We start from the raw sequence: 14,205 nt of genomic DNA, 5'->3' as shown, positions 1-14,205 counted from the left end.
GACTAGATCACGCCGCGCGCGCGCAGCGCATCGATCTGTGCCGCCGGCAGGTCGAGCACGTCGCGCAGCACGGCGTCGGTGTGCTCGCCCAGCAGCGGCGGGTGGCTCGCGGCCTTGGGCGGCGTGGCGCTCATCTTGACCGGGCTGCCGACCAGCTTGACCTTACCGGCGCTCGGGTGAGGCAGGTCGACGCGCAGGCCGCGCGCCTGTACCTGCTCGTTGTCGAACACCTCGTCGAGCGAGTTGATCGGGCCGCACGGCACGCCGGCGGCTTCGAGCTTGTCGATCCATTCGCCTTTGCTCAGGCGCTTGACCATCTCGGCCAGAATCGGCACCAGCACGTCGCGGTTGGCCACGCGCTGCGGGTTGGTGGCAAAGCGCGGGTCGTCGGCCAGCTCGGGCATGCCGCCGGCGTCGACAAAGCGGCGGAACTGGCCGTCATTGCCGACTGCCACGATGATCCAGCCATTGGCCGCCTGGAACGTCTGATACGGCACGATGTTCGGGTGCGCGTTGCCCCAGCGCTTGGGCGCCTGACCGCTGGCCAGATAGTTCGTGTTCATGTTCGCCAGCATCGCCACCTGCACGTCGAGCAACGCCATGTCGATGTACTGGCCCTCGCCGGTGCGGTCCCGATGCGCAAGAGCGGCCAGCACGGCCACGGTGGCGTACATGCCGGTCATCAAATCCGAAATGGCCACGCCGGCTTTTTGCGGGCCGCCGCCGGGCAGGTCGTCGCGCTCGCCGGTCAGGCTCATGAAGCCGCCCATGCCTTGCACGATGAAGTCATAGCCGGCGCGCGCGGCGTAGGGGCCGGTCTGGCCGAAGCCGGTGATGGAGCAGTAGATGAGGTCGGGCTTCACCGCCTTGAGCGATGCGTAGTCGAGCCCGTATTTCTTGAGCTGGCCGACCTTGTAGTTCTCGAGCACCACATCCGCATGCGCGGCGAGTTGGCGCACGATGTCCTGACCCTCGGGCGTGCTGATGTCGACGGTGATCGAGCGCTTGTTGCGGTTGGCGGCCAGGTAATAGGCGGCTTCGGCGGTGTCCTGGCCGGCTTCGTCCTTGAGCCACGGCGGGCCCCATGTGCGCGTGTCGTCGCCGGCGCCGGGGCGTTCTACCTTGATGACGTCGGCGCCGAAATCGGCAAGATTCTGCGCGCACCAGGGGCCGGCAAGCACGCGGGTCAGGTCGAGAACACGGAGATGGCTCAGAGCGCCCATGGATTGACGAATCGACACAATTGGAACGGGTGCACTCTACACCACGCCCCGGAAGGGGCGCAGCCCCATGCGACCAACCGGGGAAAATGCGGCGCAGAATGGACGCGACCCGGGCGCGAACCCCGTATAATCAATGGTTTGCACTAATCCAAGGCGCTCAGGAGCGGGATGCTCCAAGGCGCCATGCTGACTCCGGCACCCCGCGACATGAAAGCCTCCGATATCCGCCAAAAATTCCTGACCTTCTTTGAGGGCAAGGGCCACACCGTGGTGCGCTCCTCGCCGCTGGTGCCGGGCAACGACCCGACGCTGCTGTTCACCAACTCCGGCATGGTGCAGTTCAAGGATGTCTTCCTTGGTACCGACAAGCGCCCGTACGTGCGTGCGGCTTCCGTGCAACGCTGTCTGCGCGCCGGAGGCAAGCACAACGACCTGGAAAACGTCGGCTACACCGCGCGCCACCACACGTTCTTCGAGATGCTCGGCAACTGGTCGTTCGGCGACTACTTCAAGCGCGACGCACTCGTGTGGGCGTGGGAGCTGCTGACGCAGGAATACAAGCTGCCGGCCGACAAGCTGTGGGCCACCGTCTACCAGACCGACGATGAGGCCTACGACATCTGGACCAAGGTCATCGGCCTGCCGCCCGAGCGCGTCGTGCGCATCGGCGACAACAAGGGTGCGCCGTATGCCTCCGACAACTTCTGGCAGATGGCCGAAACCGGCCCGTGCGGCCCGTGCTCGGAAATCTTCTACGACCACGGCCCGGACGTATGGGGCGGCCCTCCGGGAAGCCCGGAAGCCGACGGCGACCGCTACATCGAGATCTGGAACAACGTGTTCATGCAGTTCGATCGCCAGCTCGATCCGGCGACCGGCGAATACACGCTGACCCCGCTGCCCGCACCGTGCGTCGACACCGGTATGGGCATGGAGCGTCTGGCTGCGATCCTGCAGCACGTGCACAGCAACTACGAGATCGACCTGTTCCAGGCGCTCATCGCTGCGGCTGCGCGCGAGACCAACACCAAGGATCTGGCCAACAATTCGCTGCGCGTGATTGCCGACCACATCCGCGCATGCTCGTTCCTGATCGTCGACGGCGTGATCCCCGGCAATGAAGGCCGCGGCTACGTGCTGCGCCGGATCATCCGCCGCGCCATCCGCCACGGTTACAAGCTCGGCTGCCGCGCAGCGTTCTTCCACAAGCTCGTGGACGACCTCGTCGCGCAGATGGGCGAAGCCTATCCGGAATTGCGCGAGGCACGCGACCGCGTGGTCGAGGTGCTACGCACGGAAGAAGCCCGCTTCTTCGAGACCATCGAGCACGGCATGTCGATCCTCGACGGCGCGCTGGGCGAGCTCAAGGCGAACGGCGGCAAGATGCTCGACGGCGAACTCGCCTTCAAGCTGCACGACACCTTCGGTTTCCCGCTGGACCTGACGCAAGACGTCTGCCGCGAGAACGACGTGATCGTCGACGAAGCCGCCTTTGACGCCGCCATGAACCGCCAGCGCGAGCAGGCACGCGCCGCCGGCAAGTTCAAGATGGCCGCCGGCACGCTCGACTACACCGGCGACAAGACCACCTTCCACGGTTATGACCAACTCGTGCGTGAAACCGCGCGGGTGACGGCGCTGTTTGTGGATGGCGCATCGGTGCAGGAAATGCATCCGGGCCAGACCGGCGTGGTGGTGCTGGACCACACCCCGTTCTATGCGGAATCGGGCGGCCAGGTTGGCGATCAGGGCACGCTCAAGGCCGCGACCGTCTGGTTTGACGTGGCGGACACGCTGAAGGTGCAGCCGGAAGTGTTCGGCCACCACGGCGAGCTGCGCACCGGCGTGCTCAAGGTTGGCGATGCCGTGGCGGCGGAAGTGGACGCCGTGCGCCGCGCGCGCACCATGCGCAACCACTCGGCAACGCACCTGATGCACAAGGCACTGCGTGAAGTGCTGGGCAGCCACGTGCAGCAGAAGGGCTCGCTGGTCGATGCGGAAAAGACGCGCTTCGACTTCTCGCACAACGCGCCGATGACGCCGCTGCAGATCCGCGAAGTGGAAGCGCGCGTCAACGCAGAAATTTTTGCCAACGCGGCCACGAGCGCCCAACTCATGGGCTTCGACGACGCGGTCAAGAACGGCGCGATGGCGCTCTTCGGCGAGAAGTACGGCGACGAAGTACGCGTGCTGTCGATCGGTTCGTCGAAGGAACTGTGTGGTGGCACGCACGTGGCGCGCACGGGCGACATCGGCCTGTTCAAGATCGTGAGCGAATCGGGTGTGGCAGCGGGCATTCGCCGCGTGGAAGCCATCACTGGCGACAACGTGTTGCATTACCTGCAGACGCTCGACACGCGCATCAACGAAGCGGCTGCCGCTCTGCGTGCCCAGCCGTCGGAACTGACGCAGCGTATCGGCCAGGTGCAGGATCAGGTCAAGTCGCTCGAGAAGGAGCTGGAGCGCCTCAAGTCGAAGCTGGCCGCCAGCCAGGGCGACGAGCTCGTGAGCCAGGCCGTGGACGTGGCCGGCATCAAGGTGTTGGCTGCCAAGCTGGATGGCGCCGATGCCAAGACGCTGCGCGAAACCATGGACAAGCTCAAGGACAAGCTGCAGACCGCGGCCATCGTGCTGGGCAGCGTGACCGACGGCAAGGTGGCGCTCATTGCCGGCGTGACGGCTGACGCCACGGCCAAGGTCAAGGCCGGCGAGCTGGTCAACTTTGTCGCCCAGCAGGTCGGCGGCAAGGGCGGCGGCCGTCCGGACATGGCGCAGGCCGGCGGTACGGAGCCGGATAACCTTCCGCAGGCGCTGGCTGGTGTGGCAGCGTGGGTGCAGCAGAAGGTGTGATGTAACCCCTTCGCATCGGATGCGCTGAACGGCGCGCGTTCCCGGCAACGGGGCGCGCGCCGTTCGTTTTTTGGGCCCCATTCCGTGCGCCGCGCACGCTTCGCAGACTTGTATAGGCCTGTTTGACAAGTCGGCTGGCAAACGCCTGCCGCTGGAGACAGGCCCCGCCATGGCCTATACCGGGAAAACGTTGCCGATTGTGTAGGGATTGTGTGCCGCTTGGCAGGCAACTTGCATCGGTTGCGCGCGCTGTTCCCCACAGCGCGGGTTGATCCCATTCCTATCCCCAAATCCAAGGAGAACCATGAGCGTCCTATCTGACAAGGTCGACGCCCCGCCACCGCAGCCGCCGCATCGGCTGCTCGGGCGCAAAGGCAAACGATTGGCGCGCGCCGTCGCGGTTGGCGCCTTGCTGGCGGCCGGCGTCGGTGCATCGACACAACCGGTTGCGCAACTTGCGCCCGAGTCGCACGCGCGCAAGGTCAAGGTGCTGATCATCAGCATGTTCGCGCCCGAGGCGCAGCCGTGGATCGACAAGCTCGGCCTCACGCAGGACGTACCGGTGCCGGGCCTCTCCATCGATTATCCGAACGTGCATTGCAACGCCAGCGACGTTTGCCAGCTCACCACGGGCATGGGCAAGGCGAATGCCGCATCGTCGGTATCGGCGCTGATCTACAGCGGCAAGTTCGATCTGCAGCGCACGTATTTCCTCGTAGCGGGCATTGCGGGGATTGATCCGTCGCAGGGCACGCTCGGCAGCGCCGCGTGGGCGCGCTTCTTGGTCGACAGCGACATCGCATGGGAGATTGATGCGCGCGAGGTGCCTGCCAGCTGGCCCAACGGCTTCATCGGCATCAACACGCAGGGCCCCGGGCAGAAGCCGCCGCTGGATTACAAGACCGAAGTGTTTCGCGTGAACGAGGCGCTGCTGCAGAAGGCGCTGGCCCTGTCCAAGGGCACGGTGCTGGACGACAACGCCACCGCGCGGGCCTATCGCGCCAACTACCCGAGCGCACCGGCCAACCAGCCGCCCGCCGTCGTGCAATGCGACACCGCTGCCGGCAACACGTACTGGCACGGCGCCAAGCTCGGCGAGCGTGAAGCCGCGTGGGTCAAGCTGCTGACGGACGGGCAGGGCACCTACTGCACCACGCAGCAGGAAGACAACGCCACCTTCGAGGCGCTCACGCGCGGTGCGAAGGCGGGCATGCTCGATCTGCAACGCGTGGCCGTGCTGCGTACCGCGTCCAACTTCGATCGGCCGTATCCGGGGCAGACGCCGTATGACTCGCTGGTCAACAGCAACTCGGGCGGGTTCGTGCCGTCGCTCAACAACCTCTATCTGGCGGGCGGTCCGCTGGTCAACGAGATCGTCACGCGCTGGAGCGTGTGGAAACACGGAGTGCCCTCGCCATGATCGATTCCCGAGTCAAGACACCCATGCGATCCGTCGCCAAGCTGTGCGCCGTGGGCTTGGCAGCGTTGACCTTGAATAGTTGCGCGTATGACGGGGTGAAAGTCATCGTCATCAACATGTTCCAGGGCGAGGCCCAACCCTTCATCGACCGCTACGACCTGAAGGAGAAGGTCTACATCTCCGGCCTGTCGCCCGACGCGCCGAACATGCTGTGCAACTACGACGGCATCTGCCAGGTCACCACCGGCATGGGCTATGCGAATGCCGCGTCGACGATTTCCGCGCTGCTCTATCGCAGCAAGCTGGACCTTTCGCACACCTATTTTGTGATTGCCGGCATTGCGGGCATCGACCCGGGGCAGGGGACGGTGGGCTCGGCGGCGTGGGCGCGGTATGCGGTCGATTACGGCCTCTCGCATGAGATCGATGCGCGCGAGATGCCGGCAGGCTGGCCGTACGGCGACTTCGGCATCGGCACCAAGGGCCCCGGCGAGAAGCCGCCGATGGACTACCGCACCGAGGTGTTCCAGCTCAACGAGACGCTGCTGCAGAAGGCGTACACGTTGTCGAAATCGGCGACGCTGGAAGACAGCCCCGAGGCCATCGCCTTCCGCAAGAACTACGCCTATGCGCCCGCCAATCAGCCGCCCGCCGTCATCCAGTGCGACGTGGCTTCCGCTGACACATGGTGGGCCGGCCGCAACCTGGGCCAGCGGGCGCGTGACTGGGTGAAGACGATGACCGACAACAAGGGCACCTACTGCACGACAGCGCAGGAAGACAACGCCACGCTGGAAGTGCTGACGCGCGGCGCCCGTGCCGGCAAGGTCGACTTCAGCCGCGTGGCACTGCTGCGCGCCGGGTCCGACTTCGACCGTCCGTACGACGGCCAAAGCGCTTCTGACGGGCTCATCAACTACGCGCAGCAGGGCGGCTTCGTGCCGGCCACGCACAACCTCGTCAACGCGGCCAAGCCGTTGCTGGACGAGATCGTGCAGCACTGGCCCCAGTGGAAACAGGGGGTGCCGGCGAATTAACCGTGATGCGGCATCCGCTTCAACGCGGCGGGTGGCGCGCGGCAGTCGCCGACGAGCGGTATCGCGATGCCAACCACCGCGGCTATTCAAGCTCGGCATGAAGATTGACCTGTGATGCGTGTCAGCCGCCCGCCGCTTTCTTCGCTGCGCCCAGCACTTCCATCGGCAGCGGAAAGACAATCGTCGAGCTTTTGTCGCCGGCGATCTGCGTGAGCGTCTGCAGGTAGCGCAACTGGATTGCCTCGGGCTGCTGGGCCAGCATGCGCGCGGCTTCGAGCAGCTTTTCCGATGCCTGCAGCTCGCCTTCCGCGTGGATGACCTTGGCGCGGCGTTCGCGTTCGGCCTCGGCCTGGCGGGCGATGGCGCGGATCATCGATTCGTTCAGGTCGACGTGCTTGATCTCCACGTTGGCGATCTTGATGCCCCACGGGTCGGTCTGGATGTCGAGGACCTTCTGGATATCGAGATTGAGCTTTTCGCGCTCGGCCAGCATCTCGTCCAGCTCGTGCTTGCCCAGGATGGCGCGCAGTGTCGTCTGCGCGAGCTGGCTTGTCGCTTCCAGATAGTTGGCCACCTGGATGATGGCGCGCTCGGGGTCGACCACACGGAAATACACCACCGCGTTGACCTTGACCGACACGTTGTCGTGCGAGATCACATCTTGCGGCGGCACGTCCATCACCACCGTGCGCAAGTCCACGCGCACCATCTGCTGGATGGCCGGCACGATCAGCACCAGCCCGGGTCCCTTCACGCGCCAGAAGCGACCGAGCAGGAACACCACGCCGCGTTCATATTCGCGCAGCACGCGGAACGATGAGATGACGAGCAGCACGGCCAGGAAGATCAGGCCGCCTGCGCTGAAGAATCCGTAGACCATGTGTCTTCTCCTCAGGAGGGCGCGGCGACGGGTGCCACCGGTTCAACGAGCAACGTCAATCCATGGCGGGCGATGACGCGCACGAGTTCGCCACGGGCAATGCCGCCCTCGCAGCGCACGCGCCAGCGCTCGCCGCGGATGCGCGCCCAGCCGTCACTGTCGGCATCGGCATCCGGGGTGTCGACGTCCACCACTTCACCCGTCATGCCGATGAGCGTATCGCCGCCGGTCACGACCGGGCGCCGTCGCGCACGCATCGCCAGGCTCGAGAGTGCGAGAACCACCGTCAGGCTCACGAAGGCCAGTCCGATGATGAGCGGAAGCGGCACGCCAAAGCCCGGCGTCTGGGTGTCGATCAACATGACCGCCCCCAGCACGAACGCAACGATGCCGCCCACGCCCAGCGCCCCGAAGGTGGGCAGGAAGGCCTCCGCCACCATGCAGCCGAGTCCGAGCGCGATCAGCGCCAACCCCGCGTAGTTGATCGGCAGCATCTGCAGCCCATACAGGGCGACCAGAATGCACATCGCGCCCAGGATGCCCGGCACGACCATGCCCGGCGTCGAAAATTCAAAGATCAGCGCATACACGCCCACCGTGAGCAACAACAACGCCAGGCTCGGGTCGGTGATGACGCCGAGGAAGTGATTGCGCCAGTCAGGTTCGACGGTCATCGTCTGTGCGCCAGCGGAGTGCAGCGTGACAAGGCCGCTCGAGGTCCGCACGGCGCGACCATCCACCTGTTTGAGCAGGTCAGGGATGTCGCTGGCGATCAGGTCGATCACGTGCTGGCTGGCGGCCTCGGGTGCGTCCAGGCTCACCGCCTCGCGCACGGCACGCTCGCCCCAGTCCGCATTGCGGCCGCGCAGTTGTGCCAGGCCGCGAATGTACGCGGCGGCGTCGTGCATCTGCTTGCGGGCGAGGGTGTCGTCTTGGCTGGAGGCCGCGGGGGCGCTGGCCGGCTGGGCCGCGTTGCCCGGCGACGGCGCATGCCCGCCGAGGCCGATTGCCACGGGCGATGCCGCCCCAAGGTTGGTCGCTGGGGCCATCGCGGCAATGTGGCATGCGTAAAGAATGTAGGTGCCGGCGCTTGCCGCCCGCGCGCCGCCCGGCGCCACATAGCCCGCCACCGGCACCGGCGAGGCGAGGATGGCCTGGATGATCTGCCGCATGGAGGCATCAAGCCCGCCGGGGGTATCCATTTCCAGCACTACAAGCTGCATGCCTTGCGCACGCGCCTGCTGCAACCCATGAACCACATAGGCCGCACTGGCTGGGCCGATGGCCCCCGTGAGCGGGAGCACCATGACTGGCGCGGTCGCCAGCGCCAGACTGCTCAAGGCCGTCCCGATCCCGGCGATCAGCCACCTGATGTAACGCCGAAGCTGCAACGACGGTCGCATACGCGCCTCCGTTCGTCACTCGTCGCCTGGTTGGAGCGGACCGGCGGCGGGGTCCATGCCTCCAGTTTAGGCAGCGATGGCCACATCGGTGGGAATGCTTGTCGGCTCGGCAAGCGGATCCTGCAACACTTGTACCAGCCCCTGGAGGGCTGGACCTGCCATGTCGCGGTGCCAGGCGAGAAGCGTATCCACACGACCGGGTGTGTCCAGCGCGTGGATGCTGATTTCCGGCGCGTTCGAATAGAGCTCCAGCACGGAGCGCGGGACCAGCGCCACGCCAATGCCTGCTGCCGCGCACGCGATGATCGCGTGGTACGAGCCCAGCTCCAGCACGCGCGTCGGTACCACGCCATCGGCCGCGAACCAGTCGTCGATGAGCTGCCGATAGGCGCAGCCGACTTCGAAGCCCAGGAGCGCGGGCGTCTGTACGTCGGTCGCGCGCCGGATGGGCGGATGCGCACGGTGCGCGATGAGCACCAGTTCTTCGGCAAAGGCGGGCAGGGTGGTGAGCGCGGGACGCATACCGGGCTGGCACGCGGTTTCGGCGATGAAGGCGCAGTCCACCTCAAAATTCGACAACGCCTGGATCGACTGGCGCGTCGTCATCGTGACCAGCTCCAGTTGCACACGCGGCCAGCGCTGATGCAGCGTGGCCAGCAGTGCCGGCAGGCGGCTTGCCGCCGTGCTTTCCATCGAGGCGATGCGCAGGCGTCCGTGCGGTTCGCTCGGCTGCACGGCCTGACGGGCTTCGGCGGCCAGGCGCAGGATGTCGTCGGCGTAGGTCAGCAAGGTCTGGCCTGCGGGCGTGAGTACCATGCGCTTGCTTTCGCGCACGAACAGTTGCACGCCGAGCGAGGTTTCGAGCTGACGGATGCGTGTCGTCACATTCGACTGCACGCGGTTCAATTGCTGCGCCGCCCGCGTGATGCCGCCTTCTCGCACCACCGTCCGGAAAATCTCGAGCGAGGCCAAATCCATGATGTATCTCGAAAGCTAATGGATTCGTTCAATATAATTCATTTTTCAGGATGGGCGGCCGTGCGTACCATGAAGTCCTGAATCCCCTTCTGAGCCCTCGCATGGAGCACACCCTGTCGCCCTCGTCTGCATTGTCCGCCTCGCGGGTTGCACGCACCTCGGCCTGGCGAGTGGCGATTGCCGGCATGGTGGCGCTATCCGTTGCGATGGGCATTGGGCGCTTCGCGTTCACGCCGATTCTGCCGATGATGCTGCACGACGGCAGCCTGACGCTGTCACAGGGTAGTTGGCTCGCCACCGGCAACTACTTCGGTTACTTCGTCGGGGCGTTGGTCTGCATGACGCTGCGCGGCGATGCCGCAAGGCTGATCCGCATGGGCCTGGTCGCAACCGTGCTCCTGACAGCAGGGATGGGCGTGTTGCACGGCCAGCCAGCGTGGCTCGTGCTGCGCTTCGCCGCGGGCATGGCGAGCGCCCTGGTGTTCGTCTTTACGGCGGGCTGGTGTCTGCACAGGCTGACCGAGTTGGGCCATGCAGCGCTGGGCGGCATCATCTTCTGCGGGCCCGGACTGGGCATCGCCCTCCCTGGACTGGCGGCCAGCGGCATGGTGGCGCTTGGCTGGCATGCGACGTGGGCCTGGATGGCGTTTGGCGTGCTGTCGGCGGTGCTCTCCGCTGCTGTGTGGGGGACCATTCGACCCGAAGCCCAGTCCCGCAGCGCCCCGGCACCGGCACGCGCGGGCGCGGCACCCGGGCTGGATGCACCGACCGTTGCCATCACGCTGGCTTACGGGCTCGCCGGCTTTGGTTACATCATCACGGCGACGTTCTTGCCGGTGATCGCGCGCAAGGTGCTGCCGGCGGGGTCGGTCTGGCCCGATCTGTTCTGGCCGATGTTTGGGGTGGGCGTGGCGCTCGGCGCATTCCTTTCCACGCGGATCAGCCTGGCGCGCGACAACCGCGCGCTGCTGGCTGCGGCGTATGCCATGCAGGCTGTTGCCGTGACCATCAGCATCGTCTGGCCGACGGTCGTTGGACTGGCGTTGTCGAGTCTGCTGCTCGGGCTGCCATTCACGGCGATCACGCTGTTTGCGATGCGCGAGGCGCGCCGGCTGTGGCCCCATGCCGTGCCACGCCTGATGGGCCTGATGACGGCCGCGTATGGCATTGGGCAGATTGCGGGGCCCCCGCTGGCAAACCGGCTCTTTGCCGCGACAGGCGGCTTCAGTGCGTCATTGGTGGTGGCGGCCGCGTCGCTGGTGGTGGGGGTGGCAACGTACCTTGCGGTCAGGCGCGCATCTCCCGTGCGTGCGTGATCCGCGTCATGTGCGCCACCGAGTCACGCAATCGGCGTACACGTTCTAGAATGCCTCCTCCATTGGAGGAGCCCCATGTCTTTTGCTTTGCGCCCAGGTGCCGTCGTGCCCGGCGGCGAGATCGGTGAGGCCGAGCGCGCGGTGCGTGTCGACCTGGCCGCCGCATATCGGCTCGCCGCCCTTAACGGCTGGGATGACCTGATTTATACGCATTTGTCGGCATCGGTTCCGGGCGAGCCGGAGCACTTTCTCATCAATGCGTTCGGCCTTGCGTTCGACGAAATCACCGCGTCCAACCTCGTCAAGATCAATCGCGCTGGCGAGCTGGTTGGCGATTGGCGCGATACCGCGACGCGCCCCACCGTCAACGTGACCGGATTTGCATTGCATGCTGCCGTCCATGCCGCCCGGCCCGATGCGCAGTGCGTGATCCATCTGCACAACACGGCAGGCATTGCGGTGTCGGCTCAGGCGCATGGGCTGCTGCCGCTGTCGCAGCATGCGTTGCGCTTTCATCGCCGCATTGCTTATCACGATTACGAGGGGCTCGCATTCACACCGCACGAGGGTGCGCGCCTGACCGCATCGCTTGGCAGCCATGTCGCCATGCTCCTGCGCAACCACGGCACGCTCACGATCGGGCGCACCGTGGCCGAGGCACACGTGTTGATGGCCACGCTCATCAAGGCATGCGAGATCCAGATCCAGGCACTGACCGGCGGGGAAGTCATCTCGCCCGCGCCGGAGGTGGCCGATCGCGCCGCGGCGCAACTGGAAGACGGCGGCGCCATTGAAGGCGTAATGGAGTGGCCTGCCCTGCTGCGCAAACTCGATAGAATTGACGCCTCCTACCGAGACTGACCGAACCCGGAGACACCATGCCGACTTTCCATATCGAGATGTTCGAGGGGCGCAGCGTCGAGCAGAAGAAGAAGCTTGTCGAGGAAGTGACGCGCGTCACCTGCGAAACGCTGGGCTGTGCGCCGGGCGCCGTCGACATCATCCTCACCGACATCAAGCGCGAGAACTGGGCGACCGGTGGCGTGCTGTGGTCGGAACAGAAGTAACACGTCGTCCACGCTTCCTCGCCGGCCCGCCATGCAGCCCATGCAGCATTTCGCCTCAGACAATTACGCGGGCTTTTGCCCGGAGTCGCTGAAGTACTTCCTGGAAGCCAATGGCAGCGGCCACGAGCCGGCTTATGGCGACGACTCCTGGACGCAGCGCGTGTGCGACCGCATCCGCGATCTGTTCGAGACGGATTGCGAAGTCTTCTTCGTCTTCAACGGTACAGCGGCCAATTCGCTGGCGCTGTCGTCGCTGTGCCAGTCGTATCACTCCGTGATCTGCCACGAGCTGGCGCACATCGAGACGGATGAATGCGGCGGTCCGGAGTTCTTCTCCAACGGCTCCAAGCTGCTGACCGCCAAGGGCGAGAACGGCAAGCTCACGCCCGACGCGGTCGAGGCCCTCGTCACGCGGCGCTCCGATATCCACTATCCGAAGCCGAAGGTCGTCTCGCTCACCCAGTCGACCGAAGTGGGTACGGTGTACACGGTGGAGGAGGTGCGTGCGATTGCTGCGATCGCCAAGCGTCGCCAGTTGCGCGTGCACATGGACGGCGCGCGTTTTGCCAATGCTGTGGCGTCGCTGGGTGTCCATCCGTCCGAGATCACGTGGCGAGCCGGCGTCGATGTGTTGTGCTTCGGCGGCACGAAAAACGGCCTGCCCGTCGGCGAGGCCGTGGTCTTCTTCGATCGCCGCCTGGCCGAAGACTTCGCCTATCGCGTCAAGCAGGCAGGGCAACTGGCGTCGAAGATGCGCTTCATCTCGGCGCCGTGGCTGGGTTTGCTTGAAAACGACGTGTGGCTGCGCAACGCGCGCCACGCCAATGCGATGGCGCAGCTGCTGCACGCGCGCATTGCCGATGTGCCGGGCGTGCGCATCATGTTCCCGACGCAATCGAACGCCGTGTTCGCCGAGTTGCCCGTGCCTGCCATCGAGGCGCTGCGCACACGCGGCTGGCGCTTCTACACGTTCATCGGCGCCGGCGGCTGCCGCCTGATGTGCTCGTGGGACGTGCACCCCGAAACGGTGGAAGCCTTCGCTGCCGATATCCGCGCGGCCTGTGAGCAAGCTGTCTGACGCATCTCTCTGCCATGAGCTTCGACTACCGCTTCTGCCCCCAATGCGCCACGCCGCTCGTCGAGCAGCACAACGCCGGACGCCTGCGCATCGCGTGTCCGGTGCCGGACTGCGGCTTCGTCCACTGGAATAATCCGCTGCCGGTCCTGGCAGCAGTGGTTGAGTATCGCGGGCAGATGTTCCTCGCGCGCAACGCGTTATGGCCGGAGGGCATGTTTGCCCTCGTCACCGGTTTTCTGGAGCGTGATGAGACGCCGGAAGAGGGCATTGCCCGCGAGCTGAAGGAAGAGACGAACCTAGACGCGCAGTCGATCTCGCTGATCGGGGTGTACGAATTCATCCGCAAGAATGAACTGATCATCGCGTACCACGTGGTGGCCGATGGTGAGATCGCGCTGTCGGAAGAGTTGGTTGAATACCGCCTGAAACCGTTCGAGAAGGTCCGTCCGTGGACGGCCGGCACCGGCTATGCCGTCGCTGATTTCCTGACGGCGCGTGGCCTGCCCGTCAGCTATATCGACATCCGCACCGGCGAACCTGCCGAGCCGCCGCCGCGCCAGTGGCAGCCCATGCGGCTCGTTACAATACCGGAATGAACCACGCGAGCAGCATCGCGCCGCTCGCCCGCACCTCAGAGGAAGACATGGAGTTTCAGAAGGAAATCGACGCACGCGGCCTGAACTGCCCGCTGCCTATCCTGCGCACCAAGAAGGCGCTCGCCGATATGCAAACTGGCGAGGTGCTCAAGATCGTCGCCACCGACCCGGGCGCCACGCGCGATTTCCAGGCCTTTGCCAAGCAAACCGGCAACGAGCTGCTGGAGCACAGCGAGGACGACAAGGTGTTCACGTTCTACATGCGCCGCCGCTAAAAGGTCGAGCAAAGAACGGACTGCGGGGGGATCCCGGCATCCGCCCCGACCCCCCCGCAGCGTTTTGATGATCGTCTGGCGG

General features: G+C 65.6%; 13 protein-coding genes. 9 read left to right on the top strand and 4 right to left on the bottom strand.

Features of this window, described 5'->3' with window-relative positions; all coding sequences use genetic code 11:
- Positions 1–2 precede the first annotated feature (2 nt).
- Positions 3–1,223: a CaiB/BaiF CoA transferase family protein gene (locus R2N03_RS14510; protein WP_316658277.1), complete on the bottom strand. Its 1,221-nt coding sequence runs from the start codon at positions 1,221–1,223 to the stop codon at positions 3–5.
- 207 nt (positions 1,224–1,430) lie between these two features.
- Here R2N03_RS14510 and alaS point away from each other — a divergent pair, with 207 nt between their 5' ends.
- From alaS to R2N03_RS14495, 3 genes are all read left to right on the top strand, one after another.
- The gene (alaS, locus tag R2N03_RS14505; RefSeq protein ID WP_316658276.1) at positions 1,431–4,073 is read left to right on the top strand and encodes an alanine--tRNA ligase; all 2,643 of its coding nucleotides are present in this window, start codon (positions 1,431–1,433) and stop codon (positions 4,071–4,073) included.
- Between the two features lie 304 nt (positions 4,074–4,377).
- Positions 4,378–5,493 (top strand): purine-nucleoside phosphorylase, encoded by a 1,116-nt coding sequence (locus R2N03_RS14500; protein WP_316658275.1) that lies wholly within the window; start codon positions 4,378–4,380, stop codon positions 5,491–5,493.
- The gene (locus R2N03_RS14495; RefSeq protein ID WP_316658274.1) at positions 5,490–6,530 is read left to right on the top strand and encodes a purine-nucleoside phosphorylase; all 1,041 of its coding nucleotides are present in this window, start codon (positions 5,490–5,492) and stop codon (positions 6,528–6,530) included. The genes R2N03_RS14500 and R2N03_RS14495 overlap by 4 nt, the downstream gene beginning before the upstream one ends.
- 121 nt (positions 6,531–6,651) lie before the next feature.
- On the opposite strand, the gene R2N03_RS14490 is transcribed toward R2N03_RS14495, so the two are convergent.
- From R2N03_RS14490 to R2N03_RS14480, 3 genes are all read right to left on the bottom strand, one after another.
- Positions 6,652–7,410, bottom strand: coding sequence for a slipin family protein (locus R2N03_RS14490; protein WP_316658273.1), 759 nt, complete (start codon positions 7,408–7,410; stop codon positions 6,652–6,654).
- A gap of 11 nt (positions 7,411–7,421) precedes the next feature.
- Complete coding sequence (locus R2N03_RS14485; protein WP_316658272.1) at positions 7,422–8,813, bottom strand: NfeD family protein; 1,392 nt, start codon at positions 8,811–8,813, stop codon at positions 7,422–7,424.
- A 66-nt stretch (positions 8,814–8,879) separates the two neighbouring features.
- Positions 8,880–9,791 carry a LysR family transcriptional regulator gene (locus R2N03_RS14480; protein ID WP_316658271.1) on the bottom strand — a complete coding sequence of 304 codons (912 nt, stop codon included), beginning with the start codon at positions 9,789–9,791 and terminating at the stop codon, positions 8,880–8,882.
- 101 nt (positions 9,792–9,892) lie between these two features.
- Between R2N03_RS14480 and R2N03_RS14475 the strand changes: the two genes are divergently transcribed.
- From R2N03_RS14475 to R2N03_RS14450, 6 genes are all read left to right on the top strand, one after another.
- Positions 9,893–11,107 carry a YbfB/YjiJ family MFS transporter gene (locus tag R2N03_RS14475; RefSeq protein WP_316658270.1) on the top strand — a complete coding sequence of 405 codons (1,215 nt, stop codon included), beginning with the start codon at positions 9,893–9,895 and terminating at the stop codon, positions 11,105–11,107.
- A gap of 75 nt (positions 11,108–11,182) precedes the next feature.
- Positions 11,183–11,968, top strand: a complete 786-nt coding sequence (locus R2N03_RS14470; RefSeq protein ID WP_316658269.1) for a class II aldolase/adducin family protein — start codon at positions 11,183–11,185, stop codon at positions 11,966–11,968.
- A 17-nt stretch (positions 11,969–11,985) separates the two neighbouring features.
- A complete protein-coding gene (locus tag R2N03_RS14465; protein WP_316658268.1) occupies positions 11,986–12,174 on the top strand; it encodes a 4-oxalocrotonate tautomerase in 189 nt (62 codons plus the stop codon).
- 40 nt (positions 12,175–12,214) lie between these two features.
- Positions 12,215–13,252: a threonine aldolase family protein gene (locus R2N03_RS14460; protein WP_316658267.1), complete on the top strand. Its 1,038-nt coding sequence runs from the start codon at positions 12,215–12,217 to the stop codon at positions 13,250–13,252.
- A gap of 14 nt (positions 13,253–13,266) precedes the next feature.
- Positions 13,267–13,848: an NUDIX domain-containing protein gene (locus tag R2N03_RS14455; protein ID WP_316658266.1), complete on the top strand. Its 582-nt coding sequence runs from the start codon at positions 13,267–13,269 to the stop codon at positions 13,846–13,848.
- A 47-nt stretch (positions 13,849–13,895) separates the two neighbouring features.
- The gene (locus R2N03_RS14450; protein WP_316658595.1) at positions 13,896–14,123 is read left to right on the top strand and encodes a sulfurtransferase TusA family protein; all 228 of its coding nucleotides are present in this window, start codon (positions 13,896–13,898) and stop codon (positions 14,121–14,123) included.
- The last annotated feature ends 82 nt before the right edge of the window (positions 14,124–14,205 follow it).

It is taken from the genome of Ralstonia condita, from assembly GCF_958405655.1.
Lineage (GTDB): Bacteria > Pseudomonadota > Gammaproteobacteria > Burkholderiales > Burkholderiaceae > Ralstonia > Ralstonia condita.
This window is presented reverse-complemented; position numbering and strand designations above follow the sequence as displayed.

Coding starts and splice junctions, on each gene's coding strand:
- R2N03_RS14510 (WP_316658277.1), bottom strand. CDS start 1,223: ATGGGCGCTCTGAGCCATCTCCGTGTTCTCGACCTGACCCGCGTGCTT.
- alaS (WP_316658276.1), top strand. CDS start 1,431: ATGAAAGCCTCCGATATCCGCCAAAAATTCCTGACCTTCTTTGAGGGC.
- R2N03_RS14500 (WP_316658275.1), top strand. CDS start 4,378: ATGAGCGTCCTATCTGACAAGGTCGACGCCCCGCCACCGCAGCCGCCG.
- R2N03_RS14495 (WP_316658274.1), top strand. CDS start 5,490: ATGATCGATTCCCGAGTCAAGACACCCATGCGATCCGTCGCCAAGCTG.
- R2N03_RS14490 (WP_316658273.1), bottom strand. CDS start 7,410: ATGGTCTACGGATTCTTCAGCGCAGGCGGCCTGATCTTCCTGGCCGTG.
- R2N03_RS14485 (WP_316658272.1), bottom strand. CDS start 8,813: ATGCGACCGTCGTTGCAGCTTCGGCGTTACATCAGGTGGCTGATCGCC.
- R2N03_RS14480 (WP_316658271.1), bottom strand. CDS start 9,791: ATGGATTTGGCCTCGCTCGAGATTTTCCGGACGGTGGTGCGAGAAGGC.
- R2N03_RS14475 (WP_316658270.1), top strand. CDS start 9,893: ATGGAGCACACCCTGTCGCCCTCGTCTGCATTGTCCGCCTCGCGGGTT.
- R2N03_RS14470 (WP_316658269.1), top strand. CDS start 11,183: ATGTCTTTTGCTTTGCGCCCAGGTGCCGTCGTGCCCGGCGGCGAGATC.
- R2N03_RS14465 (WP_316658268.1), top strand. CDS start 11,986: ATGCCGACTTTCCATATCGAGATGTTCGAGGGGCGCAGCGTCGAGCAG.
- R2N03_RS14460 (WP_316658267.1), top strand. CDS start 12,215: ATGCAGCATTTCGCCTCAGACAATTACGCGGGCTTTTGCCCGGAGTCG.
- R2N03_RS14455 (WP_316658266.1), top strand. CDS start 13,267: ATGAGCTTCGACTACCGCTTCTGCCCCCAATGCGCCACGCCGCTCGTC.
- R2N03_RS14450 (WP_316658595.1), top strand. CDS start 13,896: ATGGAGTTTCAGAAGGAAATCGACGCACGCGGCCTGAACTGCCCGCTG.